General features: G+C 60.4%; 20 protein-coding genes and 1 pseudogene. 9 read left to right on the top strand and 12 right to left on the bottom strand.

The genetic code is table 11. From position 1 onward, the window contains the following. Window positions 1-265: 265 nt before the first annotated feature. Together AC07W4_RS09105 and AC07W4_RS09100 are read right to left on the bottom strand one after the other, a co-directional pair. Window positions 266-649: a PaaI family thioesterase gene (locus AC07W4_RS09105; protein ID WP_008045340.1), complete on the bottom strand. Its 384-nt coding sequence runs from the start codon at window positions 647-649 to the stop codon at window positions 266-268. Beyond that, window positions 649-2973, bottom strand: coding sequence for a Tex family protein (locus tag AC07W4_RS09100; RefSeq protein ID WP_495032207.1), 2325 nt, complete (start codon window positions 2971-2973; stop codon window positions 649-651). The genes AC07W4_RS09105 and AC07W4_RS09100 overlap by 1 nt, the downstream gene beginning before the upstream one ends. A gap of 361 nt (window positions 2974-3334) precedes the next feature. Between AC07W4_RS09100 and ompR the strand changes: the two genes are divergently transcribed. Together ompR and AC07W4_RS09090 are read left to right on the top strand one after the other, a co-directional pair. Beyond that, window positions 3335-4075 (top strand): osmolarity response regulator transcription factor OmpR, encoded by a 741-nt coding sequence (gene ompR / locus AC07W4_RS09095; protein ID WP_007972873.1) that lies wholly within the window; start codon window positions 3335-3337, stop codon window positions 4073-4075. 115 nt (window positions 4076-4190) lie between these two features. Next, the gene (locus tag AC07W4_RS09090; RefSeq protein WP_008045336.1) at window positions 4191-5504 is read left to right on the top strand and encodes an ATP-binding protein; all 1314 of its coding nucleotides are present in this window, start codon (window positions 4191-4193) and stop codon (window positions 5502-5504) included. 153 nt (window positions 5505-5657) lie between these two features. On the opposite strand, the gene rimK is transcribed toward AC07W4_RS09090, so the two are convergent. Then, window positions 5658-6563 carry a 30S ribosomal protein S6--L-glutamate ligase gene (gene rimK, locus AC07W4_RS09085; protein ID WP_007972871.1) on the bottom strand — a complete coding sequence of 302 codons (906 nt, stop codon included), beginning with the start codon at window positions 6561-6563 and terminating at the stop codon, window positions 5658-5660. Then, window positions 6560-7039 (bottom strand): retropepsin-like aspartic endopeptidase RimB, encoded by a 480-nt coding sequence (rimB, locus tag AC07W4_RS09080; protein ID WP_007983163.1) that lies wholly within the window; start codon window positions 7037-7039, stop codon window positions 6560-6562. The genes rimK and rimB overlap by 4 nt, the downstream gene beginning before the upstream one ends. Before the next feature lie 216 nt (window positions 7040-7255). Between rimB and AC07W4_RS09075 the strand changes: the two genes are divergently transcribed. From AC07W4_RS09075 to AC07W4_RS09065, 3 genes are all read left to right on the top strand, one after another. Further along, window positions 7256-7663, top strand: coding sequence for an RNA-binding S4 domain-containing protein (locus tag AC07W4_RS09075; protein WP_008045331.1), 408 nt, complete (start codon window positions 7256-7258; stop codon window positions 7661-7663). A gap of 363 nt (window positions 7664-8026) precedes the next feature. After that, entirely contained in the window at window positions 8027-8929 is a 903-nt protein-coding gene (gene hslO / locus AC07W4_RS09070; protein WP_495032206.1) for an Hsp33 family molecular chaperone HslO, read from the top strand. Window positions 8930-9109: 180 nt separating this feature from the next. Further along, a complete protein-coding gene (locus AC07W4_RS09065; protein WP_495032205.1) occupies window positions 9110-10651 on the top strand; it encodes a phosphoenolpyruvate carboxykinase in 1542 nt (513 codons plus the stop codon). A 352-nt stretch (window positions 10652-11003) separates the two neighbouring features. On the opposite strand, the pseudogene AC07W4_RS09060 reads toward AC07W4_RS09065, so the two are convergent. The 3 genes and pseudogenes from AC07W4_RS09060 to AC07W4_RS09050 form a co-directional block, all read right to left on the bottom strand. After that, a pseudogene (locus AC07W4_RS09060) lies at window positions 11004-11192 on the bottom strand (DUF1493 family protein); the annotation flags it as partial. Between the two features lie 8 nt (window positions 11193-11200). After that, window positions 11201-11500, bottom strand: coding sequence for a hypothetical protein (locus AC07W4_RS09055; RefSeq protein ID WP_495032204.1), 300 nt, complete (start codon window positions 11498-11500; stop codon window positions 11201-11203). A 382-nt stretch (window positions 11501-11882) separates the two neighbouring features. Continuing rightward, the gene (locus AC07W4_RS09050; RefSeq protein ID WP_495032203.1) at window positions 11883-12221 is read right to left on the bottom strand and encodes a hypothetical protein; all 339 of its coding nucleotides are present in this window, start codon (window positions 12219-12221) and stop codon (window positions 11883-11885) included. A 332-nt stretch (window positions 12222-12553) separates the two neighbouring features. On the opposite strand from AC07W4_RS09050, the gene AC07W4_RS09045 reads away from it, so the two are divergent. The 3 genes from AC07W4_RS09045 (at window position 12554) to AC07W4_RS09035 (ending at window position 16542) form a co-directional block, all read left to right on the top strand. Continuing rightward, on the top strand, window positions 12554-14488 hold the full coding sequence (locus AC07W4_RS09045) for a RecQ family ATP-dependent DNA helicase (RefSeq protein WP_495032202.1): 1935 nt from the start codon (window positions 12554-12556) through the stop codon (window positions 14486-14488). Window positions 14489-14716: 228 nt separating this feature from the next. Continuing rightward, window positions 14717-15943: a 3-hydroxyacyl-CoA dehydrogenase gene (locus AC07W4_RS09040; RefSeq protein WP_495032201.1), complete on the top strand. Its 1227-nt coding sequence runs from the start codon at window positions 14717-14719 to the stop codon at window positions 15941-15943. Between the two features lie 176 nt (window positions 15944-16119). Then, window positions 16120-16542, top strand: coding sequence for an acyl-CoA thioesterase (locus AC07W4_RS09035; protein ID WP_495032200.1), 423 nt, complete (start codon window positions 16120-16122; stop codon window positions 16540-16542). A gap of 67 nt (window positions 16543-16609) precedes the next feature. Here the strand turns inward: AC07W4_RS09035 and AC07W4_RS09030 are convergent, their stop codons facing one another. The 4 genes from AC07W4_RS09030 to AC07W4_RS09015 form a co-directional block, all read right to left on the bottom strand. Beyond that, window positions 16610-17095, bottom strand: a complete 486-nt coding sequence (locus AC07W4_RS09030) for a glycine zipper domain-containing protein (RefSeq protein ID WP_495032199.1) — start codon at window positions 17093-17095, stop codon at window positions 16610-16612. A gap of 369 nt (window positions 17096-17464) precedes the next feature. Continuing rightward, window positions 17465-19813 carry an FdhF/YdeP family oxidoreductase gene (locus tag AC07W4_RS09025; RefSeq protein WP_495032198.1) on the bottom strand — a complete coding sequence of 783 codons (2349 nt, stop codon included), beginning with the start codon at window positions 19811-19813 and terminating at the stop codon, window positions 17465-17467. Further along, the gene (gene fdhD / locus AC07W4_RS09020; protein ID WP_008046613.1) at window positions 19810-20664 is read right to left on the bottom strand and encodes a formate dehydrogenase accessory sulfurtransferase FdhD; all 855 of its coding nucleotides are present in this window, start codon (window positions 20662-20664) and stop codon (window positions 19810-19812) included. Before fdhD ends, AC07W4_RS09025 begins: the two co-directional genes overlap by 4 nt. Window positions 20665-20756: 92 nt before the next feature. After that, window positions 20757-21644 (bottom strand): LysR family transcriptional regulator, encoded by an 888-nt coding sequence (locus AC07W4_RS09015; protein ID WP_495032197.1) that lies wholly within the window; start codon window positions 21642-21644, stop codon window positions 20757-20759. A 128-nt stretch (window positions 21645-21772) separates the two neighbouring features. Here AC07W4_RS09015 and lysM point away from each other — a divergent pair, with 128 nt between their 5' ends. Continuing rightward, window positions 21773-22213 (top strand): peptidoglycan-binding protein LysM, encoded by a 441-nt coding sequence (gene lysM, locus AC07W4_RS09010; RefSeq protein ID WP_495032196.1) that lies wholly within the window; start codon window positions 21773-21775, stop codon window positions 22211-22213. Between the two features lie 129 nt (window positions 22214-22342). Here lysM and yrfG read toward each other — a convergent pair whose 3' ends face one another. After that, window positions 22343-23005, bottom strand: coding sequence for a GMP/IMP nucleotidase (gene yrfG, locus AC07W4_RS09005; RefSeq protein WP_150755608.1), 663 nt, complete (start codon window positions 23003-23005; stop codon window positions 22343-22345). Window positions 23006-23057 lie beyond the last annotated feature (52 nt).

Genomic DNA, 23057 nt, shown 5'->3' with positions numbered 1-23057 from the left:
TACAAGGGTGAAGTTAAAACTGGCGTTTTCGCCTGGTTTTTCGGGCTCTCAAAGCCCCTTTGGAACCGCCGACTTCAATCCTTGAATCTGGCAGATGCACGCGAAGGAAACGCAATCCCTGTGGGAGCGGGCTTGCCCGCGAAGGCGGTGTGTCAGACGACTTGAGGTTGACTGACACTCCCTCTTCGCGGGCAAGCCCGCTCCCACAGAAAAGCTCGACGCTGCGATCACAGCGCCGAAATTAACTCAATTTGATGACGACTAGCTACAGGACAGCGAACGTGCCTTGTGCTTTTGCGACCAGTTTGTCGCCCTGCACCACATCGGCCTCGACCACCAAGGTGCGGCGGCCCGGGTGGATCACCCGCGCCGTGCACATCACCTCGCCGTCAGAGACGGCGCGGATGTAGTTGATCTTGCACTCGATGGTCGCGCTCTGCTGGTCAAAGCCGTGGGTGCTGGAACAGGCCAGCCCCATGGCAATGTCCACCAGGCTGAACAAGGCCCCGCCGTGCAGCTTGCCGCCGCGATTGCGCAGCTGCGGTTCCAGCGCCAGGGCGACTTGCGCCACCCCGGTTTCCAGACTGTGCAGGCGGCAGCCCAGCAGCTTGAAAAACGCGCTTTCGGTCAGCCCGGCGGGAATGTCCATCAGCGCTTTTTCAACTGCTTGGCATTGGCGAACAGCGAAGCCATGGCATTGTTGCTCGGGGCCGCTGCCGTGGTTTCCTTGCGCGGTGCGGTGTTCTGGGACTGGCGTGGCGCCGACCCCGGACGCGCGCCGCGAGCGCCGTCGATTTTCTCGCCCGGGGTGTCGCTCATGCGCATCGACAGGCCAACGCGTTTGCGCGGGATGTCGACTTCCATGACCTTCACTTTCACCACGTCACCGGCCTTCACTGCTTCGCGAGGATCTTTGATGAACTTCTCCGAAAGTGCGGAGATGTGCACCAAACCGTCCTGATGCACGCCGATATCGACGAAGGCACCGAAGTTGGTCACGTTGGTCACCACGCCTTCGAGGATCATGCCCGGTTGCAGGTCCTTGAGGTCTTCGACGCCTTCCTGGAACTCGGCCGTCTTGAACTCGGGACGCGGGTCGCGTCCTGGCTTGTCCAGCTCCTGGAGAATGTCGGTAACGGTCGGAAGACCGAAGGTTTCGTCGGTGAATTTCTTCGGATCAAGGCGCTTGAGGAAACCGCTGTCGCCGATCAGTGAGCGAATGTCGCGGTCGGTCTCGGCGGCGATGCGTTGTACCAGCGGATAGGCTTCCGGGTGTACCGCGGAGGCGTCCAGCGGGTTGTCGCCGTTCATCACGCGCAGGAATCCCGCCGCCTGTTCGAAGGTTTTTTCACCGAGGCGCGCGACTTTCTTCAGCGCAGCGCGGGTCTTGAACGCGCCATGCTCGTCGCGGTGGCTGACGATGTTCTGCGCCAGGGTCGCGTTGAGGCCGGAAATCCGTGCCAGCAGCGCCACGGACGCCGTGTTCACATCCACGCCGACGGCGTTCACGCAGTCCTCGACCACCGCATCCAGGCCACGGGCCAGCTTCAGCTGCGACACGTCGTGCTGGTACTGGCCGACGCCGATGGATTTCGGATCGATCTTCACAAGCTCAGCCAGCGGGTCTTGCAGGCGACGGGCAATCGACACGGCGCCACGGATCGACACGTCGAGGTCCGGGAATTCCCTGGAAGCCAATTCCGATGCCGAGTAAACCGATGCACCGGCCTCGGAAACCATGACCTTGGTCATTTTCATGGCCGGGTATTTTTTGATCAGTTCAGCGGCCAGCTTGTCGGTTTCGCGGCTGGCGGTACCGTTGCCGATGGCGATCAGGTCCACCGAGTGCTTGGCGCACAGGGCGGCGAGCACGGCGAGGGTCTGGTCCCACTTGTTGTGCGGTACGTGCGGGTAAACCGTGGCGTGATCCAGCAGCTTGCCGGTGGCGTCGACCACGGCGACCTTGCAACCGGTGCGCAGGCCCGGGTCGAGGCCCAGAGTGGCGCGCGGGCCGGCCGGGGCCGATAGCAGCAGGTCGTGCAGGTTGTGGGCGAATACGTTGATCGCTTCGGTTTCCGCGCCATCGCGCAGTTCGCCCAGCAGATCGGTCTCCAGGTGGGTGTAGAGCTTGACCTTCCAGGTCCAGCGCACCACTTCGCCCAGCCATTTGTCGGCGGCGCGGTTCTGGTTCTGGATACCGAACTGCTGGCCGATCATGCCTTCGCACGGGTGCATGGTGCCCGGCAGTTCGTCGCCGACTTTCAGCGCGGAGCTGAGGATGCCTTCGTTGCGGCCACGGAAAATCGCCAGCGCGCGGTGCGACGGCATGCTTTTGAGCGGTTCGTCGTGTTCGAAGTAATCGCGGAACTTGGCGCCTTCCTCTTCCTTGCCGGCGATCACGCGGGCACTGAGGGTGGCTTCCTGCTTGAGGTAGTTGCGCAGCTTGTCCAGCAGGCCGGCGTCTTCGGCGAAGCGTTCCATCAGGATGTACTTGGCGCCTTCGAGGGCTGCCTTCACATCGGCCACGCCTTTTTCCGCGTCGATGAAACGTGCGGCTTCGGCTTCCGGGCTCAGGGACGGGTCGTTGAACAGGCCGTCGGCCAGCTCGCCGAGGCCGGCTTCCAGGGCGATCTGGCCCTTGGTGCGGCGCTTCTGCTTGTACGGCAGGTACAAGTCTTCGAGACGGGTCTTGGTGTCGGCGAGCTTGATGTCGCGCTCAAGTTGCGGGGTCAGCTTACCCTGCTCCTGGATGCTGGCGAGGATGCTGATCCGCCGTTCGTCGAGTTCTCGCAGGTAGCGCAGGCGCTCTTCCAGATGACGCAATTGCGTATCGTCGAGGCTGCCGGTCACTTCTTTCCGGTAACGGGCGATGAAGGGAACGGTAGAGCCTTCATCGAGTAGCGCGACGGCCGCTTCGACCTGTTGTGGGCGTACACCGAGTTCCTCGGCGATGCGGCTGTTGATGCTGTCCATAAAACCACCTGACAAATTGTGAAAGCAGGCTCGCAGGCGCAGAGATAGGGCCTGGGCGAGTCTGGTTGAGCGGCCTGGCCTGCGCCGCTACCTGGATCAAAAGGTATCCCGTTGACCCGTGAAATCGAACAATTACTGCCGACGCCATGAAAATAAATGGTGCCCGCCTGTAGTACCTGTCTGATGTTGCCTGACACAAAAGGCCGCGCATTATAACCAGCGTTCCGGCATTCGGGGACATCGCGGGTTGCAGGCGCAATGGCCGGTTTTCTGGCGCTGGAGGAAAAATCTGCTAACAATGCACACGGTGCGTATAACGGCAGCTACGCCATAATGCGCGCCGAGATCAAAGGAGCATCCAATGAGCAGCACTGCACAAACTGCTGAAGGCGAAAAAATTCTTATCGTTGACGACGATCCGGGGCTCAGCAGCCTGCTGGAGCGTTTTTTCGTCAGCAAGGGCTACCGCGCCCGCGCCGTACCGAACACCGAGCAAATGGATCGCCTGCTGGCGCGCGAAGTGTTCAACCTGGTCGTACTCGACCTGATGTTGCCCGGCGAAGACGGCCTGACCGCCTGCCGCCGCCTGCGCAACGCGAACAACCAGATTCCGATCATCATGCTCACCGCCAAGGGCGATGAGCTGAGCCGCATCAAGGGCCTGGAACTGGGCGCCGACGATTACCTGGCCAAGCCGTTCAACCCCGATGAGCTGATGGCTCGCGTAAAGGCGGTATTGCGTCGCCAGTCGGCTCCGGTTCCGGGCGCCCCGGGTAGCGAAGACGAAAGCGTGACCTTCGGTGACTACGAGCTGTCCCTGGCTACCCGTGAGCTCAAGCGCGGCGAAGAAGTGCACATGCTCACCACCGGTGAGTTCGCTGTACTCAAGGCCCTGGTGATGAACGCCCGTCAACCGCTTACCCGCGACAAACTGATGAACCTGGCCCGTGGTCGCGAGTGGGATGCCCTGGAGCGTTCCATCGATGTGCAGATTTCCCGTCTGCGCCGGATGATCGAGCCCGATCCGTCCAAACCGCGTTACATCCAGACTGTCTGGGGCGTGGGTTACGTGTTTGTACCGGATGGTACCGCCACCAAGTGATTGGCGATTTGTAGGAGCGGGTCATGCGGACAGCGGATCAAACGATCCCGTCCGCAGACTCGCGATCCGCAATATGCGAGCATCGCTCGCTCCTGCAAGTGTTGAACGGTTATCCATGAAAACCCCCGTTTGGTTTCCCCAGAGCTTCTTCTCCCGCACCCTTTGGCTGGTGCTCATCGTCGTACTCTTCTCCAAGGCACTGACCCTGGTTTATCTGCTGATGAACGAAGACGTGCTGGTGGACCGCCAATACAGCCACGGTGTCGCCCTGACGCTGCGTGCCTATTGGGCTGCCGATGAAGAAAACCGCACCAAGATCGCCGAGTCCGCGACCCTGATCCGGGTGGTGGGTGCCGGTGTGCCGGAAGGCGAACAACATTGGCCTTACAGCGAGATCTACCAGCGGCAGATGCAGGCGGAGCTGGGTGCCGACACTGAAGTCCGGCTGCGCATGCATTCGCCACCGGCGCTGTGGGTGCGGGCGCCAAGCCTGGGGGATGGCTGGCTGAAAGTACCGCTTTATCCCCATCCGCTGCGCGGTCAGAAAATCTGGAACGTGCTGGGTTGGTTTCTCGCGATTGGTCTGCTGTCCACCGCTTCGGCCTGGATTTTCGTCAGTCAGCTCAATCAACCTTTGAAGCGTCTGGTCTATGCAGCGCGGCAACTTGGCCAGGGCCGTAGCGTGCGCCTGCCGATCAGCGATACGCCGAGTGAGATGACCGAGGTTTACCGCGCCTTCAACCAGATGGCCGAAGACGTCGAACAGGCCGGTCGCGAACGTGAACTGATGCTGGCCGGGGTTTCCCATGATTTGCGCACGCCGCTGACCCGCTTGCGCCTGTCCCTGGAACTGATGGGCGATCACACCGACCTGACCGATGACATGGTGCGCGACATCGAAGACATGGACGCGATTCTCGATCAGTTCCTGGCGTTCATTCGTGACGGGCGCGACGAGTCGGTGGAAGAGGTTGACCTGAGTGACCTGGTCCGTGAAGTTGCCGCGCCGTATAACCAGACCGAAGAAAAAGTGCGATTGCGCCTGGAGCCTATCCAGCCGTTTCCGCTGCGTCGGGTATCGATGAAGCGACTGCTGAACAACCTGATCGGCAACGCGCTGCATCATGCCGGTAGCGGTGTGGAGGTGGCGGCGTATGTGTCCGGGGACACCAGCGCACCGTATGTAGTGCTGAGTGTCATGGACCGCGGTGCCGGGATCGATCCTTCGGAGCTGGAGGCGATTTTCAACCCGTTCACCCGGGGTGACCGTGCCCGGGGTGGCAAGGGTACCGGGTTGGGGCTGGCAATCGTGAAGCGAATTGCTTCGATGCATGGCGGCAACGTTGAGCTGCGTAACCGCTCGGGTGGTGGGCTGGAAGCGCGGGTGCGGTTGCCATTGGGGTTGATGTTGCCGCGGGATGCTGTTTAAAAACAGGATTTTGCGGAGGGGCTGAAGGCCCCTTCGCGGGCAAGCCCGCTCCCACAGTGATCGTGTTGAACACAAATTGTATGTCCACTGAAGATCACTGTGGGAGCGGGCTTGCCCGCGAAGGCGGCCTCCCGGCCACCACAAAAACCAGGGTTAACCCTTGCCCTTGGTCCGAGTCATATTCGGTCCACCATTCTTCTCCAGATGCTCGATGATGATCCCCGCCACGTTCTTCCCGGTGGTGGTCTCGATCCCTTCCAGCCCCGGCGACGAGTTCACTTCCATCACCAATGGCCCGTGATTGGAGCGCAGGATGTCGACGCCTGCCACCGCCAGCCCCATGACCTTCGCCGCACGCAACGCCGTCATGCGCTCTTCCGGGGTGATCTTGATCAGGCTCGCGCTGCCACCGCGATGCAGGTTGGAGCGAAACTCGCCGGGCTTGGCCTGGCGCTTCATCGCTGCAATCACCTTGTCACCGACGACGAAGCAGCGAATGTCCGCCCCGCCAGCCTCCTTGATGTACTCCTGAACCATGATGTTCTGCTTGAGGCCCATGAACGCCTCGATCACCGACTCCGCCGCCGTGGCGGTTTCGCACAGCACCACGCCGATGCCTTGGGTGCCTTCCAGCACCTTGATCACCAACGGCGCGCCGTTGACCATTTCGATCAGGTCGGGAATGTCATCGGGGGAGTGGGCAAACCCGGTCACCGGCAAGCCGATCCCGCGACGGGACAACAATTGCAGCGAACGCAGCTTGTCCCGGGAACGGGCAATGGCCACCGATTCGTTGAGCGGAAATACCCCCATCATTTCGAACTGGCGCAGCACTGCGCAGCCATAAAAGGTCACGGATGCACCGATCCGTGGAATCACCGCATCGAAACCCTCCAGCGGTTTGCCGCGGTAGTGGATCTGCGGCTTGTGACTGGCGATGTTCATGTAGGCGCGCAAGGTGTCGACCACCACCATTTCATGGCCACGCTCGGTACCGGCTTCGACCAGACGACGGGTGGAATACAGACGCGGATTCCGCGACAGCACAGCGATCTTCATGCAACACCTGTGGAGGAGGTAGATACCGGGAACACCGGCTTGTCTTGTACATACTTGATGCCCGGATTGACCACCAACTGGCCGTGGATCAGGGCTTTGGAGCCGAGCAGCAGGCGATAACGCATGGACTTGCGGCAGGCGAGCGTGAACTCGACCCGCCAGACCCGATCACCAAGGGCCAGGGTGGTGCTGATCACGTATCGCACCTGCGCGTGACCGTTTGAGCTTTTAATGGTTTTCATCGTCACCAGCGGTGCTTCGCAGCGTCGGTGGCGCAGTTGTACGACGGAACCCAGGTGGGCGGTAAAACGTACCCACTGCTCACCATCGCGCTCGAACGGCTCGATTTCGGTGGCGTGGAGGCTTGAGGTGCTGGCACCGGTGTCGATTTTTGCCCGAAGGCCGGCGACTCCCAAATCCGGGAGCGCCACCCACTCGCGCAGACCGACAACGGTCAAATGGTCAAATGTCTTCAATAGTGCTCAACCGGTAGAAACCGCTCGGGCCGCATGCGGCCGGATTCGCGGTATTCACGCAGAATAATGATTAAAAGGCGACAGATATCTACGGCCCGGATTTCCAGCCTCCCAGGGAGGTTATGGAATGTCAGCATTGTAATCCGGGCCGGTGAAATTCTTGGTACGTCAGAAACGGTAGTACAGTTCACCAATATTTCAGAATGAGGAAATTCCATGGCACAAAAAAACGAAGAGGACGACAAAGTCCGCCTCGATAAATGGTTGTGGGCTGCACGATTCTACAAAACCCGCGCCCTGGCCAAGGCGGCGATTGAGAGCGGCAAGGTGCATTGCCGGGGTGAACGCTGCAAGCCGGGCAAGGAGCCACGTATTGGCGATGAGTTCGTGATTCGCACCGGATTCGAGGAGCGCACGGTTGTGGTCCTGGCACTGTCGATCGTTCGTCGCGGCGCACCGCAGGCGCAAACCTTGTATGCCGAAACCCTGGCCAGCATCGCCAAGCGCGAAGAAGCCGCGGCGCAAAGAAAGGCCGGAGCCCTGGGCGTGAGTACCGACGGTAAGCCGAGCAAAAAACAGCGACGGGATCTGTTCAAGTTTCGTGGCAGCAGTAACGACGACTGATACAGATATTGCTCGGGCGAGTGCCGCGCACTCGCCAGGTTTCACCGCGCCTTCAGGTCAAGACTTGCAATTGACCCGCTGCGCATCCATATCTGTGCCTGGCCAGCTGTGCATCGCATGGACGATATCGCCGCTCGTCGAAAATCACACACAGTCTCTGACCTGTAGGCCATAACCACATTGCCGGCAGTGCAGAGCGGGAAACGCCCAGGAACCCATCAGCGCTTGTTCCACCTTGCTTGGATCAGGCCCGGATTGTTCATAAAATGCCTTTCATGGCTGAACGTTGCGCACCCGAGGGGTGGCGCAAGGTCAATTTCCTGTTTCCTGTAACCATTTTCACTACTTCAGATACCCAGACATATGACCGATCACGCGGATAACGACTTCACCCAACGCTTCATCTTCGATGACAGCGACACCCGTGGCGAGCTGGTCTCGTTGGAGCTCAGCTACGCCGAAGTCCTGGCCAAGCACGCCTACCCGCAGCCGGTCGCGCAACTGCTCGGCGAGTTGATGGCGGCCGCATCGTTGCTGGTGGGCACGTTGAAGTTCGATGGCTTGCTGATTCTGCAAGCCCGCTCCGAAGGCCCGATCCCGCTGCTGATGATCGAGTGCTCCAGCGAGCGCGACATCCGTGGCCTGGCCCGTTACGAGGCCGACCGCATTGCCCCCGACGCTACCCTGGCCGACTTGATGCCGGACGGCTCGCTGACATTGACCGTCGACCCGAAACGGGGCCAGCGCTACCAGGGCGTCGTCGACCTGGATGGCGAAACGTTGTCCGACTGCTTCACCAACTACTTCGTCATGTCCCAGCAGATTGGCACCCGCATCAAGCTCTGCGCCGATGGTCGTCGTGCCCGTGGCCTGTTGCTGCAACAACTGCCGGCCGACCGCTTGAAAGACGAAGACGAACGCGCCGCCAGCTGGCAGCACATCACCACCCTGGGCGGTACGCTGACCGCCGATGAGCTGTTGAGCCTGGACAACGAAACCGTGCTGCATCGCCTGTACCACGACGAGCAGGTGCGATTGTTCGATGTGCAGAAGCTGCGCTTCCGCTGCAGTTGCTCGCGCGAACGTTCGGCCAATGCGCTGGTCAGTCTGGGTATGGAAGACGCGCAGCAACTGGCGGTCGAACACGGTGGCAACATTGAAATCGATTGCCAGTTCTGCAACCAGCGCTACCTGTTCGACGCGGCCGATGTCACTCAATTGTTCGCCGGCGCGGGTATCGAGACGCCGTCAGATACCCGTCACTAAAACGGTTCAGCGCAGGTAAATTCACTGCCTTGCGCCGGATTAACGCCGTTACGACAGGAGGGGCCTACTCTTTTTGGGCTTTTCTGGCATAATCCGGCCCACTTTTTTCGCGGTAGTAGTGCACGACTTTCTACTACAAAAACGTTTGGAGCACTCGGCCACTGGCCGACGGGGAACCTCATGACGCAAGCCAACAATGCCGTGTACACCGATCTGAGTGTTGATGATCTGGTTAAAGAAGCCCTCAACCGCGGTGAAGGCGAGCTTGCCGATACCGGCGCACTGGTTGTTCGTACCGGTCACCGTACCGGCCGTTCGCCAGTAGACCGTTTCATCGTTGAAGAGCCAAGCACCCAGGCCGCCATCGCTTGGGGCCCGATCAACCGCAAGTTCCCGGCCGACAAGTTCGACGCCCTGTGGGCTCGCGTTGAGGCATTCAACAACGCGCAAGAGCATTTCGTTTCCCACGTGCATGTAGGTGCGGCTTCCGAGCACTACCTGGCCGTGAAGATGACCACCCAGACTGCCTGGCAGAACCTGTTCGGCCGTTGCCTGTTCATCAACCCGGCTCAGTACAACCCGGCGGGTCGTGACGAGTGGCAAGTGCTCAACGTTGCCAACTTCGAGTGCGTGCCAGAGCGTGACGGCACCAACTCCGACGGCTGCGTGATCATCAACTTCGCACAGAAGAAAGTGCTGATCGCCGGCATGCGTTACGCCGGTGAAATGAAGAAAGCCATGTTCTCGGTGCAGAACTTCCTGCTGCCGGCTGCCGACGTACTGCCAATGCACTGCGCCGCCAACATCGGCGAAGAAGGCGACGTGACCCTGTTCTTCGGTCTGTCCGGCACTGGTAAAACCACCCTGTCGGCCGACGAAAGCCGTTACCTGATCGGTGACGACGAGCACGGCTGGGGCGAAGGCGTTGTGTTCAACATCGAAGGCGGTTGCTATGCCAAGTGCATCGACCTGTCCGAGAAGAACGAGCCGGTTATCTGGAAAGCCATCAAGCACGGCGCGGTACTGGAAAACGTCGTTATCGACGATGCCAAGCACGCTGACTACGCCGATGTCAGCCTGACCCAGAACAGCCGCGCCGCCTACCCGCTGGAGCACGTTGCCAAGCGCTCCGAGAAGAACCTCGGTGGCGAGCCGAACGCTGTGATCTTCCTGACCTGCGACCTGACCGGCGTGCTGCCGCCAGTGTCGATCCTCAATGAAGAACAAGCGGCTTACCACTTCCTGTCCGGTTACACCGCGCTGGTCGGTTCGACCGAAATGGGTTCGGGCAGCGGCATCAAGTCGACCTTCTCCACCTGCTTCGGCGCACCGTTCTTCCCGCGTCCGGCCGGTGAATACGCTGAGCTGCTGATCAAGCGCATCCGCGGCTTCGGCTCCAAGGTCTACCTGGTCAACACCGGCTGGACCGGCGGTGGCTATGGCGTCGGCAAACGTTTCAACATCCCGACCACCCGTGCCGTGATCGCAGCGATCCAGAGCGGCGCGCTGATCGGTGCCGAGACCGAGCACCTGGACACCATCAACCTCGACGTGCCACTGGCCGTAGCGGGCGTTGAGACTGGCCTGCTGAACCCACGCAACACCTGGGCCGACAAGCCATCCTACGACGAAGCCGCCAAAGCACTGGCCGGCCTGTTCATCGAGAACTTCAAGAAGTTCGAAGTGAGCGACGCGATCAAGGCTGCGGGTCCTAAGTTGTAAGTGCTGGTTTGAGCTAACGAAAAAGCCGCCCTTCGGGGTAATGCCGATCAGTTGAGCCACAACGCAATCTGTAGCAGCTGGCGTAGCCTGCGTCCGGCTGCGCAGCAGTCGTAAAATCAGACTTCGCGGTACGTCATAGAGATCGTGCAAGCCGGATTTACGACTGCTGCGCAGCCGGACGCAGCCTTCGGCAGCTGCTACAAGGAAGGCGTAGCGTCTGGGTTCGCTTAACTGATTGGCATTACCCCTCGGGGCGGCTTTTTTGTGGGTGCGATTCGGACGATGTGAGGCGCAGCTAGCATTATTCCAACTGAAAAAGCTTCAAACCGCCAGAATAATGGCATTTACGCGCTCAACTGATCCCTTCCAGTTTTCGCGTATCCCAGCGTTGCGCTTTTATCGCTTGGTAAAGCATTTCGATAGTCAGTGGAACCTTATCGCCACGCCCCTTCGCCCGTCGCTTGAGAAACACATCAAAGCCTTCAGGCTGGAAGTAACGATAGGCATCGTAGTCGACGAAGTCGATGGCGAACTGTTCTTCACGCAACGTCAGACCGGGGCTTTCCAGTTGAGCATTCGTTGCTGGGCGACTTTGAGCAGGTCGCAGCCATCCTGGGTCAGCAGGTAGAGCGCGTGGGTGATGTGCGGGATGTCTTCGAGGTCGCCGTGTTTGAAGCATTGGCAGTGCAGGGTTTGCAGCAATTCGCTGGAGGCCCGGATGCGCTGGAGGGCGGCGTCGAGGATGTCTTGGGGGTTGGCCTCTGTGTCGATGATCAGGGGCTGTGATTCGGTGAGATTGGTGTGGAGTGGGAGATAGCGTTCGTTGGTGAACGGGTTCCATTTCTTCATTTTATGTATTCTCAAATGCTTTGGATGAAACCACCGCCATCGTGACCAAGCGATGGGAGGCGGACTGTGTTCGGGTTGGTCAACCGGGAGAACACACAAAACCGGCACGCTCGAAGGCGTCCCAAACACAGCCACCATAAAGCGTGCAGACACTTGAGTGCCGGCAGCATACAACGGACGCGTTTATGTGTTCCATCGGGTGACCAAGCCCGAGTCGCTGATTTGGCAACGACAGCCCGGACTATAGGATTGAGTGACTGGTCATCGATAGCCGAGAAGGTGTCTTGTTTTGTAGGACCTTGCCGAAGCTTGCATAGGTCGTTGCTGACGGAGATATCCACAGCGAATTTTCTTGCATTTATATGGCCTCAACGGGACCGCGTTATCGTTCTTCGCGAGCAAGCCCGCTCCCACAGGGAATTGTGGTGGGACAAGCAACGTGTTTCGGCAAACGCTGGCGGGCGATGTCGAGCAGGTCGTTGCCGTCCTGGGTCAGCAGGTACAGGGCGCCGACGATCTTGGGGATGTCGCTCGCTTCGGCCTGTTTGAAACAGGTGCAGTAAAGGGTTTCGAGCAAGTCGCTGGCGGCGCGGATGCGTTGTCGGGCGGCGTCGAGGATCTCGAAGGGGTCGGCCTCGGTATCGATGACCAGCACGGGGGTTTCACTGTAGCGGGTCTTTAGCGGGTGATAGCGTGCTGTCAGCGTGTCGGTTTTTTTCATCGAGTGGGTCCTGTGCGAAATCGGCAAGTGTTCCCGGGCAGGCCGAGACACTGTTTTCGGCCGCGCCGGAAACTATAGAAGGGCATGGCGTTGCGGGACAAGACGGCTGAAATGGACAGGCTTTGTAGGGGATTTATCGTGTTCCGAGGATAAGGCTTACACATTGTCGGAGGTTTGCGCGCCCTAGCCGCTGCCGGTAAAAATGCCTACGGGGTTATCAGTGAGCCATCCGCTGTATCATCCGGTATCGTTTTTGCCCCCGACCTTTTCTCGACTCGCTGCGATCACCGTCTAGGCTTTTGACTCCGCAGCAGTCAACGGAGTGACAGCTTATGCACAACACCCTGGAACAGGTTTTCGGTTATCCACAGTTTCGACCCGGTCAGGAGGCGGCCGTCAGTGCCGTGCTGGCGGGGCGCTCGGCGGCGGCGATTTTCCCCACCGGTTCCGGCAAGTCCCTTTGCTACCAATTGCCGGCGCTGTTGCTGCCGCACCTGACGCTGGTGGTCTCTCCCTTGCTGGCGTTGATGCAGGATCAACTGGCGTTTCTGCAACGCCATGGCATCTCGGCGGGCAGTATCGATTCGGCCCAGAGCCGCGATGACGCCAGCGACGTCATGGCCCGGGCAAAATCCGGCGAGTTGAAGATTCTGATGATCTCCGTGGAGCGCCTGAAGAACGAGCGCTTCCGGCATTTTTTGCAGCAAGTACCGATCTCGCTGCTGGTGGTGGACGAGGCGCACTGCATTTCCGAATGGGGGCATAACTTTCGCCCGGACTACCTCAAGCTTCCCGACTATCAACGCCAGTTCAACATTCCGCAGGTATTGCTGTTGACCGCAACGGCGACGCCCAAGGTCATCGCCGACATGCAGGCGAAATTCGCCATCGCCGCCGCCGATGTGGTGACCACCGGTTTCTATCGCCCGAACCTCAATTTACTGGTGGAGCCGGTTCGCGGAGCGGACAAGCGCAGGCGTCTGGTCGAGTGGATGAGCCAGCGTCCGGACCAGCCGAGCATCGTCTATGTGACCTTGCAAAAAACTGCCGAGCACATCGCCGAACACCTGAACCGCAACGGCATTCAGGCCGAGGCTTATCACGCCGGGTTGCCCCATGAGCAACGGGAAGCGATCCAGCGTCGATTCATGGGCGGACAGTCCAATTGCATCGTCGCCACCATCGCTTTCGGCATGGGCATCGACAAGAGCGACATCCGCAACGTGGTGCATTTCGACCTGCCAAAATCCATCGAAAACTACAGCCAGGAAATCGGCCGCGCCGGGCGTGACGGGCAGCCGTCGGACTGTCTGGTGTTGGCCAATCGCGACAGCCTTAACGTGCTGGAGAACTTCGTCTACGGCGACACCCCCGAGCTCGATGGCATCCGTTGCGTGCTGGACGAGATGCTTGCCGCAGCACCCGAAGGGCAGTGGGAGTTTCTGCTGGGGCCGTTGGCCGATCAGAGCAACATTCGCCAATTGCCGCTCAAGACCTTGCTGGTGCAACTCGAATTGCGCGGGCTGATCGCCCCGCGCTACGCGTACTACGCCGAGTACCGTTTCAAGTATGTGCAAGAGCCCGAGGTGCTATTGGCGCATTTTGAAGGCGAGCGCAGGGATTTTGTCGCTGCGATCATCCAGACCTCCAGCCGCGCCCGGACCTGGGCCACGGTGAATTTCGAGGCGTTGTACGAGCAGCACCGGGCCGAGCGCAGTCGAGTGGTCAAGGCGCTGGATTATTTCCAGGAGAAGGGCTGGGTGGAGCTGGAAAGCAAGCAGATGACCGAGGTCTACAGCGTGCTGCAAAACGGGTTCGACAACGTCGCGTTAAGCGAGGAACTGCACGGCTGTTTCACTCGGCATGAGCGCACCGAGGTCGCGCGGATTCACGCGATGCTGGACCTGTTCGCCACCGACCGTTGCCTGGGTTATCGCCTGGCCGAGTATTTCGGTGACCACGATGCCCCGCAGCGATGTGGTCATTGTTCGGTGTGTCATGGGCAAGTGGCGCGGCTACCGGCACCACCGGAGCTTCCGGCCCTTGTGGATAAAAATTTCGAGGCGCTGTGTGGCGGTTTTATCCACAGGCACGAGCAGCACACGGGCAACCTGCCCTCGGCTGAACGGGTGACACGGTTTCTGTGCGGGATCAGCGTGCCGTTGTTTACCAAGCTCAAGGCGCGGTCGATTCCCGGTTTTGCAGCGCTGGAGGATTATCCGTATGCCGGGGTGCGGGGGTGGGCCGAGCAACATCTGGCAGGCTGAACCGTATCCCCTGTGGGAGCGGGCTTGCTCGAAGGCGATCCATCAATTGGCAGTGATGGTGACTGACCCACCGCTTTCGCGAGCAAGCCCGCTCCCACAGGGATCTCAGAGGCTGGCAGTGCTACATCCATCCGCTGAATGTTGCTCATCACAGGAATAAATTTCAAAAAAAACCGGTGGCTGACTATGGTGGTGGCTGTCTTCGGATCGCCAACAAGAGAACAAAACATGAGCCAGACACCGTCGAATATTCAGCGCGCCGCCGTCATCGGCGCGGGCACCATGGGCCGTGGCATTGTCATGTGCCTGGCCAACGCCGGAGTGGCCGTGCAGTGGGTCGACAACAATCCGCAAATGCTGGAGCAAGCGCTGGCCGCCGTGGCGGACACCTACGCCCACAACGTGCGTCAGGGCCGGATTGATCAGGGCGAAGCGGATGCCCGTGTCGCGCGCGTAACGGCTGCAGAAGGTTATGTGGCCATCCGCGATGTCGACCTGGTCATCGAAGCGGTGTACGAAAACCTTGAGCTCAAGCAGAAAATTTTCCGCGAACTGGACGGTCTGCTCAAGCCCGAAGCCATTCTGGCCAGCAATACCTCGGCGCTGGACATCGACGCCATTGCTGCGGTTACGGGGCGCCCGCAGCAGGTCCTGGGCCTGCACTTCTTCAGCCCGGCGCACATCATGAAGCTGCTGGAAATCGTCCGTGGCGCGCAGACGGCACCGGCAGTCCTCGATGCGGCACTGGCGCTCGGCCAGCGCATGGGCAAGGTCAGTGTGGCGTCGGGCAATTGCGACGGTTTCATCGGAAATCGCATGCTCAACACCTATGTGCTCGAAGCGCGAAAAATGCTGCTGGAAGGCGCTTATCCGTATCAGGTGGACGCAGCGCTGCAAGGCTTCGGTTTCGCCATGGGGCCGTTCCGCATGTTCGACGTGGTGGGCGTCGACCTGCAATGGCGCTCGCGCCAGCTATCCGGCATCGGGCAGGATGCGCCGGAGGTCCAGGTGGATAACCGTTTGTGTGAGCAGGGACGTTTCGGCCAGAAAAGTGGCAACGGCTTTTACCACTATGAACCGGGCAGTCGTCAGGCCGAACACGATCCGCAGGTCGATGCACTGGTGCTTCAAGTCAGTGAGGAACTGGGGTTCCAGCGCCGTGAGATCGGCCCGGAGGAGATTCTCGAGCGCTGCTTGCTGGCACTGGTCAACGAAGGCGCGAAGATCCTGCAGGAAGGCATTGCCGGGTCGGCTCATGATATCGATCTGGTCTACCTCAACGGTTACGGTTTCCCGGCGGACAAGGGCGGGCCGATGGCCTGGGCGGATCAACAAGGGTTGGCGGACATTCACCGGCGCTTGATGGACCTTGAGACGCGTCAGGGCGATCACTGGAACCCGGCGCGGTTGATTGGAGAGTTGGCGGCGGCTGGTAAGGGGTTTGCTGACAAGTGATTGATGTGGCGCCCGTCAGGGCGCCTTCGCGAGCAAGCCCGCTCCCACATTTGATCTTCAGCGAGCACAGATTGTGTGTACGACCGATATCCAATGTGGGAGCGGGCTTGCTCGCGAAGAACGATAACGCGGTTTTCGCCTTAGACTTGGCGAACCCATTCCAGGATGCAACGCTGATGCCCCAACGCACCGACTACCCCCACTTCCAGCCCATCACCACCCGTTGGCACGACAACGACGCCTACGGTCACGTCAACAACGTGACCTACTACAGCTTCTTCGATACGGCGGTGAACACTTACCTGATCGAAGTCGGCGGCCTGAATATCCATGACGGTGAGGTGGTGGGGTTCGTGGTGAGTTCTTCCTGTGATTACTTTGCTTCCATTGCCTTCCCGGACCGTATCGAGATCGGTCTGCGGGTGGGCAAGTTGGGCAAAAGCTCGGTGCAATACGAACTGGCCGTGTTCAAGCAAGGGGAAGAAGAGGCCTGCGCGGCGGGGCGCTTTGTGCATGTGTTTGTCGATCGTGCGTCGAATCAACCCGTGGCGATTCCTGCCGGGTTGCGCGGGGCGCTGGAGCGTCTGGTGGTTCAGTAAGACAAAAAAATCGCAGCCCTTGGGCTGCGATTTTTGATGTGCCAGTTATAGCGAGGCGATGGATGCCTTAGTCGTCGTCGTGCCAGCGATGCTTGCGGTGGCCATAGGCATGACCGCGGTGACGGTGGCCGTCGCGGTAGTAGCGACGACGGTCATGGTCGCGATAGTAACGACGATCGCCGTCATCATTATCGTACTCTTTGCCCATGTAGTTACCCAGCGCGCCACCGGCGCCGCCGCCTGCTGCGGCGCCGATCAGGCTGCCGGTGGTGCCGCCCACGCTGCGGCCGACCACGTTACCGCCCGCTGCACCCAACGCACCGCCAATGGCTGCTTCGCCACGGCTGTGTTTGTTTGCGCCGACGGCACTACCACCCGCGCCACCCAGGGCCGCGCCGATGGTGGAACCTGTACTGCCGCCTAACGACTGACCGACGACCGAGCCTAGAACCCCGCCCAATGCGCCGCCTACACCGGCTTCGGTGGTGCCGCCAGCAGACGCGATACCGCTGACCAGGCCAAGGGACAACAAGAGAATCGAGGAGAACTTCATGGAGGAACCTCAAGGGGATGACGGCGCGATCCTGAGGCTCTGGAATGGGCGTGACAATCGAAATCCGACGAATAACACGACCTGTATACAATATTGCAAGTTACTGTTTTTTGGGCGGAACTTAACGTTTTTTTGCAGGTCTTTTACTACTTCGCAAAGGCCGTTTTCATGAGAGAACGGCCTTTTTTGTGGGCGGAAGGAAAGTGCAGGGTCCGGAGTTTTTGGTGATTGGTCTGGCCCCTTCGCGAGCAAGCCCGCTCCCACATTGGATCTTCAGTGAGCACAAACTTTGTGCACGGCAGGGATTCAATGTGGGAGCGGGCTTGCTCCGGGCGGCGTTCCGACGAAGAGGCCGGCTCAGGCGAAGCGTTACGCAGACCTGGCCATGATCAGGCCGGTCTCACTCGCCGCTTCCAACCGGATCGCCACGAACTTCGATGTCGGTGTATGGCTGCCATCGCCGGTGCTTTCCAGCGGCACCAAGGGGTTCACTTCCGGATAGTAGGCCGCCGCTTGCCCGGCCGGGATATCAAACGCCAACAGCGTGAAGCCTTTCACCCGACGTTCAACACCATCGTCCCAGAGCGAAACGATGTCGGCCTTTTGCCCCGGCTTGAAGCCCAGGCGAATGATGTCGGCTTCGTTGACGAACAACACGTCCCGCTGTCCCTTAACGCCGCGATAACGGTCGTTGAGGCCATAGATGGTGGTGTTGTACTGATCGTGGGAACGCATCGACTGCATGATCAGGTCCGGCAGCACACCGGTGGCCCGGGTGCGTTCGTGCACCAGGTCTTTGGGCAGCGCGTTCGAGCGGAAATTGGCCCGGCCCGAGGCGGTGCTCCACTTGCGTGTGCCGGCACTGTTGCCCAGGTAGAAGCCGCCAGGGTTCTTGACCTTCTCGTTGAAGTCCTTGAAGCCGGGAATGGTCTCGGCGATGAGGTCGCGGATGCGGCTGTAGTCGGCCACCAGCCAGTTCCAGTCCACCGGGTGGCTGCCCAGGGTCGCGGCAGCGATGCCAGCCAGGATCGCCGGTTCCGAGCGCATCCGGTCCGACAGCGGCTGTAGCTGGCCATTGGAGGCGTGGACCATGCTGAACGAGTCTTCGACGGTGATTGCTTGCGGGCCTTCGGTCTGGATATCGATGTCGGTGCGGCCCAGGCACGGCAGGATCAGCGCGTCCTTGCCGTGGGTCAAATGGCTGCGGTTGAGCTTGGTGCTGATCTGCACGGTCAGGTCGCAGTTTCGCAGGGCCTGGAACGTGCGCGGGCTGTCCGGCGTGGCTTGGGCGAAGTTGCCGCCCAGACCGATGAAGACTTTTGCCCGTCCTTCAGCCATGGCGTGAATTGCCTCGACCACGTTGTGGCCGTTGCCGCGTGGCACCTTGAACTGGAAGCGACGCTCCAGGGCATCGAGGAACGCGGCAGGAGGGCGTTCGTTGATGCCCATGGTCCGGTCGCCCTGCACGTTACTGTGGCCACGCACAGGGCACAGGCCGGCACCCGGCCGGCCGATGTTGCCGCGCAGCAGCATCAGGTTGGCGATTTCCTGGATGGTCGCCACCGAGTGGCGGTGCTGGGTGATGCCCATGGCCCAACACATGATGACGTTCTTGCCCTTGACGTACATGCGTGCCGCTTGCTCGATTTCCACCAGGCTCAGGCCGGACTGCTCGACGATCTGCTCCCACGGGGTGTCGTCGATGACGGCCAGGTAATCCAGCACGTTGACGCTGTGTTCGTTGAGGAAATCGTGGTCGAACACCGCCGGGGCACCGGTTTTCTGCGCGTCGCGCTCCCACAGCAGGAGGAATTTCGCCATGCCGCGCATGATCGCCATGTCGCCACCCAGAGCCGGGCGAAAGAACGCGGTGTTGGTCGGCTTGTCGCCGTTGGTGAGCATTTCGAGCGCGTGCTGCGGGTGCTGGAAACGCTCCAGGCCCCGTTCTTTCAGCGGGTTGATGCACACCACTTGCGCGCCTCGCTTCACCGCTTCGCGCAGCGGCTCGAGCATCCGTGGGTGGTTAGTGCCAGGGTTCTGGCCCCAGACGAAAATCGCATCGGCGTGTTCGAAGTCGTCGAAGGTCACGGTGCCTTTGCCGACCCCGACGCTTTGCGACAACGCGACACCGCTGGCCTCGTGGCACATGTTCGAGCAGTCAGGGAAATTGTTGGTGCCATAAGCGCGTACGAACAGCTGATAGAGGTACGCCGCTTCGTTGCTCGCCCGGCCCGAGGTGTAGAACTCGGCCTGATCGGGGCTCGACAGGCCGTTCAGGTGTTTGGCGATCAGCGCGAACGCGTCGTCCCAACTGATCGGCTGGTAGCGATCGGTCTCGGCGTCGTAGCTCATCGGCTCGGTCAGGCGGCCCTGGTATTCGAGCCAATAGTCGCTTTGCTCCAGCAAGGACGTGACGCTGTGTTTGGCGAAGAATCCGGCATCGACACGGCGTTTGGTCGCTTCCCAGTTCACCGCTTTGGCGCCGTTCTCGCAGAACATCACCATGCCCTTTTCCGGAGAATCGCCCCAGGCGCAGCCTGGGCAGTCGAAGCCACCGTTCTGGTTGGTCTTGAGCATGATGCGCAGGTTCTTCAGCGCGTTGTCGCTGGTCAACCAGGCCTGGGCCACGCTGATCAGTGCCCCCCAGCCACCGGCCGGGCCTTTGTAGGGCTTGAAGCGAGGGACGGGTTTCTGGTCGGCTTGACGGTGTTGACTCACGCTTGATTCTCCAACGTTGGGCTGTAGACCCGCGGTGCATTCTTCTGTGGCAGATGGATGAGATTGAGGTTGTGGCGACGGGCCCATTGCACGGCCAGGCCCGTGGGCGACGACAGGCTGACCAGGGTCTGGATGCCGGCGCGCAAGACTTTCTGGATCAATTCGAGGCTGCAGCGGCTGGTGACAATCGCCAGGCCGCCAGCGGTCGGGATTTTTTGCCGGATCAATCCGCCGATCAGCTTGTCGAGGGCGTTGTGTCGGCCAATGTCTTCGCGACCGAGCAGCAACTCGCCTTTGTCGTTCATGAACACCGCCGCATGTACGGCGCCACAATGTTGGCCCAAGGGCTGGAAGGCGCCGATGCGCTCGCGCAGGCCATCAAGCCATTCGACCGGCGGCAACGGGGCACCGGGCAATACCTGAAGGTCTGGCAACGCCTGCTCGACCGCTTCCACGCCACAGAGCCCGCAACCGCTGGTGCCGGCCAGTTGCCGACGCTGCTGCTTGAGGTTCCAGAATGCGCGGTTGGCGATGGTCACTTGCGCGTATTGCGCCGAACCCGAGCCGCTGAGCTGCAGGTCGTAGATGTCCGTGGCGTCCTGGATGATGCCGCTGCCCAGGCTGAAGCCGACAATGAAGTCCTCCAGATCCGTGGGCGTCACCAGCATGACCGCCTGACTGATGCCGTTGAAGGCAATCGCCAGCGCGACTTCCTCGGCCAGCGCGGTGCTGGCCGATTCGGCGCTATCGGTTTCGGTACGGCGCAGGTTGCAGTAGCTGTAGGTCTGGCTGGCGGCGGGGGCGGGCGTTTCGAGGGCAGGCGCCGCGCAGGCTGGGCGCTTGGTGTTCATGGCATCACCGACGGATTGATCAGCCTTAAGACTAGGCGTGACAACTTGTCGCGTCTAATCGCTAATACTGATCTGCCGATAGACGCGGTCGATCAAGCACCGATCAGCGATTGTTGATAGAGGGCAAAACAGGCTTCTGCCAGCGCCGAGCGTGGCGCGCTGCGACGCATGATCAGCCCCAGGCGGCCAAGGGTCTGGGCGTTTTCGATCGGTTGCAGGCGCAAATGCTCGGTCAGGCCTTCGAGGCCACCTTCCAATGGCATCACGGCGCAACACAAGCCGCCGTGCACCGCTTGTAACAGTTGATGCACGGCATCGGTCTGCAGCAACGGCTGCGGGGTCAGGCCACGGCTGTGGAAGTTGTGGTCGATGGACTGGCGAAAGTGCATGCCGCTGGTGAGCATGCCCAACGGCAGTTCGATCAAGGATTCCCAACTCAGCGGCGTCTCGCCAAAGGTGAAGAAGCGTTGATCGTAGAGCAGACCCATGCGGGTTTCGCTGAAAGCCAGGGAGTCGAAATGTTCGGTGTCGAGGCGTTCCAGGTATGACACGCCGAGATCCAGGCGATTGTTCGCCAGTTGCTCGAGGATTTGCTCCGAACTCAGTGCCGAGAGTTCGAAGCGCAGGTTCGGGTGTTCGGCGTGCAAGCGTTGCAGCAGTGGCAGCGGATCGAAGCTCGACAACGGCACTACACCCAGGCGCAAGGTGCCGACCAGATTGCCGCGACAGGCGGCCGCCTCGGCGTACAAGCCGTCGTAGGCCGCCAACACCGTGCGCGCCCAGGCCAGCACCCGCTCGCCCGGCGCGGTGAAGCCTTCGAAGCGCTGGCCGCGATTGACCAGCGGCAGGTCGAGTTCTTCTTCGAGGCTGCGCAGGCGCATGGACAGGGTCGGCTGGGTGATGTGGCAGCGGGCGGCGGCCTGGCCGAAATGGCGGGTTTCGTCGAGCGCGATGAGGAATTTCAGCTGCTTGATGTCCATCTGCGCTCCTGGGGTTGGGAAGGTGCGGATTCTATCGCAAGCGGGGTCATTGGTCGGGTTGGATTCGCAGGTGACGGCCGTGGTCTAGGCTTTGACGTCTGGAACCCGAAACCCAAGGAGAGTGCACCATGAGTCTTTTGAGCTTTGTGAAGGAAGCAGGCGAAAAACTGCTGGATTTGCTGACGCCAGGCAACGCCAATGCCAGTGAGCAGTTGAAGGCGCACATCAGCAAGGTCGGCCTGGGCAACCCGAATGTGCAGGCGACGGTCGATGGCGACAAGGTCACGGTGACCGGTGAAGTGGCGAGCCAGGAAGAGAAGGAAAAGATCCTGCTGGCGGTGGGCAACATCGCCGGGGTTGGCAGTGTGGATGATCAGATTACCGTGACCGGGCCTGTCGTTGCTGCCGCACGTTTCGTGGTCGTGAAAAAGGGCGACACCCTCAGCGCGATATCCTTGGCCGTATATGGCAATGCCAACCTGTACAACAAGATCTTTGAGGCCAACAAGCCGATGCTCAAAGATGTGAACAAGATCTATCCGGGGCAGTCGTTGCGGATTCCTGAGTAACCTGTGAAACCGTGTGATGGCTTTCGCGAGCAAGCCCGCTCCCACACTGGATCTCCAGTGAACACGAAAATTGTGTGCGATGAAGATCAAATGTGGGAGCGGGCTTGCTCGCGAAGCAGGCAACTCGGTCTACAACCCCGCAATCAAATCCCGATAATCCCCGACCGCCGCAAACTCCGCCGTGTCCTTCGGCCCCTTGCGGCTGTCCGGCTCGCGCACGGCCAGCAAATGCGCCACGCCAAAGTCCCGTGCACTGCGCAGGATCGGCAAGGTGTCGTCGATGAAAAGGCTTCGCGCAGGATCGAAATCGATATCGGCTTGCAGCGCATCCCAAAATTGCGGGTTTTCCTTGGGGAAGCCGTAGTCATGGGAACTGATCAGGCGTTCGAAGTAGGGCGCCAGTTCGATTTTTTCCAGCTTCAACGACAGCGCATCCCGATGGGCATTGGTGATCAGCACCACGCGCTTGCCGGCCCGTTTGATCGCCGCCAGAAAGGTGTCGGCATCCGGGCGCAGGGCGATCAGGTGCGCGGTTTCCAGTTTCAGGTCGCGCACCGACAGTTTCAGTTCGGCGCTCCAGAAATCCAGGCAGTACCACTGCAACTGGCCGGCATTGCGTTCGAACAAAGGCTGCAGCTCCATTTCGGCCATGGCCCGGCTGACCCCGTGCAGTTCGGCGTAACGCTGGGGCAGGTGTTCCATCCAGAAGTGGTTGTCGAAATGCAGGTCCAGCAGCGTGCCGTCCATGTCCAGCAGAACGGTATCGATGTCGGACCAGGGTAATGAAGGCATGGCAACGTCTCGGGCAGTAGAAAGATTTCTGGCGTAAACAATCGGGAAAGCC

This window comes from Pseudomonas sp. GW821-FHT02A08 (assembly GCF_059422045.1).
This window is presented reverse-complemented; position numbering and strand designations above follow the sequence as displayed.

Bases quoted from the DNA above. Each gene is read 5' to 3' on its own strand.
- AC07W4_RS09105 (WP_008045340.1), bottom strand. From the start codon at position 649: ATGGACATTCCCGCCGGGCTGACCGAAAGCGCGTTTTTCAAGCTGCTG.
- AC07W4_RS09100 (WP_495032207.1), bottom strand. From the start codon at position 2,973: ATGGACAGCATCAACAGCCGCATCGCCGAGGAACTCGGTGTACGCCCA.
- ompR (WP_007972873.1), top strand. From the start codon at position 3,335: ATGAGCAGCACTGCACAAACTGCTGAAGGCGAAAAAATTCTTATCGTT.
- AC07W4_RS09090 (WP_008045336.1), top strand. From the start codon at position 4,191: ATGAAAACCCCCGTTTGGTTTCCCCAGAGCTTCTTCTCCCGCACCCTT.
- rimK (WP_007972871.1), bottom strand. From the start codon at position 6,563: ATGAAGATCGCTGTGCTGTCGCGGAATCCGCGTCTGTATTCCACCCGT.
- AC07W4_RS09075 (WP_008045331.1), top strand. From the start codon at position 7,256: ATGGCACAAAAAAACGAAGAGGACGACAAAGTCCGCCTCGATAAATGG.
- hslO (WP_495032206.1), top strand. From the start codon at position 8,027: ATGACCGATCACGCGGATAACGACTTCACCCAACGCTTCATCTTCGAT.
- AC07W4_RS09065 (WP_495032205.1), top strand. From the start codon at position 9,110: ATGACGCAAGCCAACAATGCCGTGTACACCGATCTGAGTGTTGATGAT.
- AC07W4_RS09055 (WP_495032204.1), bottom strand. From the start codon at position 11,500: ATGAAGAAATGGAACCCGTTCACCAACGAACGCTATCTCCCACTCCAC.
- AC07W4_RS09050 (WP_495032203.1), bottom strand. From the start codon at position 12,221: ATGAAAAAAACCGACACGCTGACAGCACGCTATCACCCGCTAAAGACC.
- AC07W4_RS09045 (WP_495032202.1), top strand. From the start codon at position 12,554: ATGCACAACACCCTGGAACAGGTTTTCGGTTATCCACAGTTTCGACCC.
- AC07W4_RS09040 (WP_495032201.1), top strand. From the start codon at position 14,717: ATGAGCCAGACACCGTCGAATATTCAGCGCGCCGCCGTCATCGGCGCG.
- AC07W4_RS09035 (WP_495032200.1), top strand. From the start codon at position 16,120: ATGCCCCAACGCACCGACTACCCCCACTTCCAGCCCATCACCACCCGT.
- AC07W4_RS09030 (WP_495032199.1), bottom strand. From the start codon at position 17,095: ATGAAGTTCTCCTCGATTCTCTTGTTGTCCCTTGGCCTGGTCAGCGGT.
- fdhD (WP_008046613.1), bottom strand. From the start codon at position 20,664: ATGAACACCAAGCGCCCAGCCTGCGCGGCGCCTGCCCTCGAAACGCCC.
- AC07W4_RS09015 (WP_495032197.1), bottom strand. From the start codon at position 21,644: ATGGACATCAAGCAGCTGAAATTCCTCATCGCGCTCGACGAAACCCGC.
- lysM (WP_495032196.1), top strand. From the start codon at position 21,773: ATGAGTCTTTTGAGCTTTGTGAAGGAAGCAGGCGAAAAACTGCTGGAT.
- yrfG (WP_150755608.1), bottom strand. From the start codon at position 23,005: ATGCCTTCATTACCCTGGTCCGACATCGATACCGTTCTGCTGGACATG.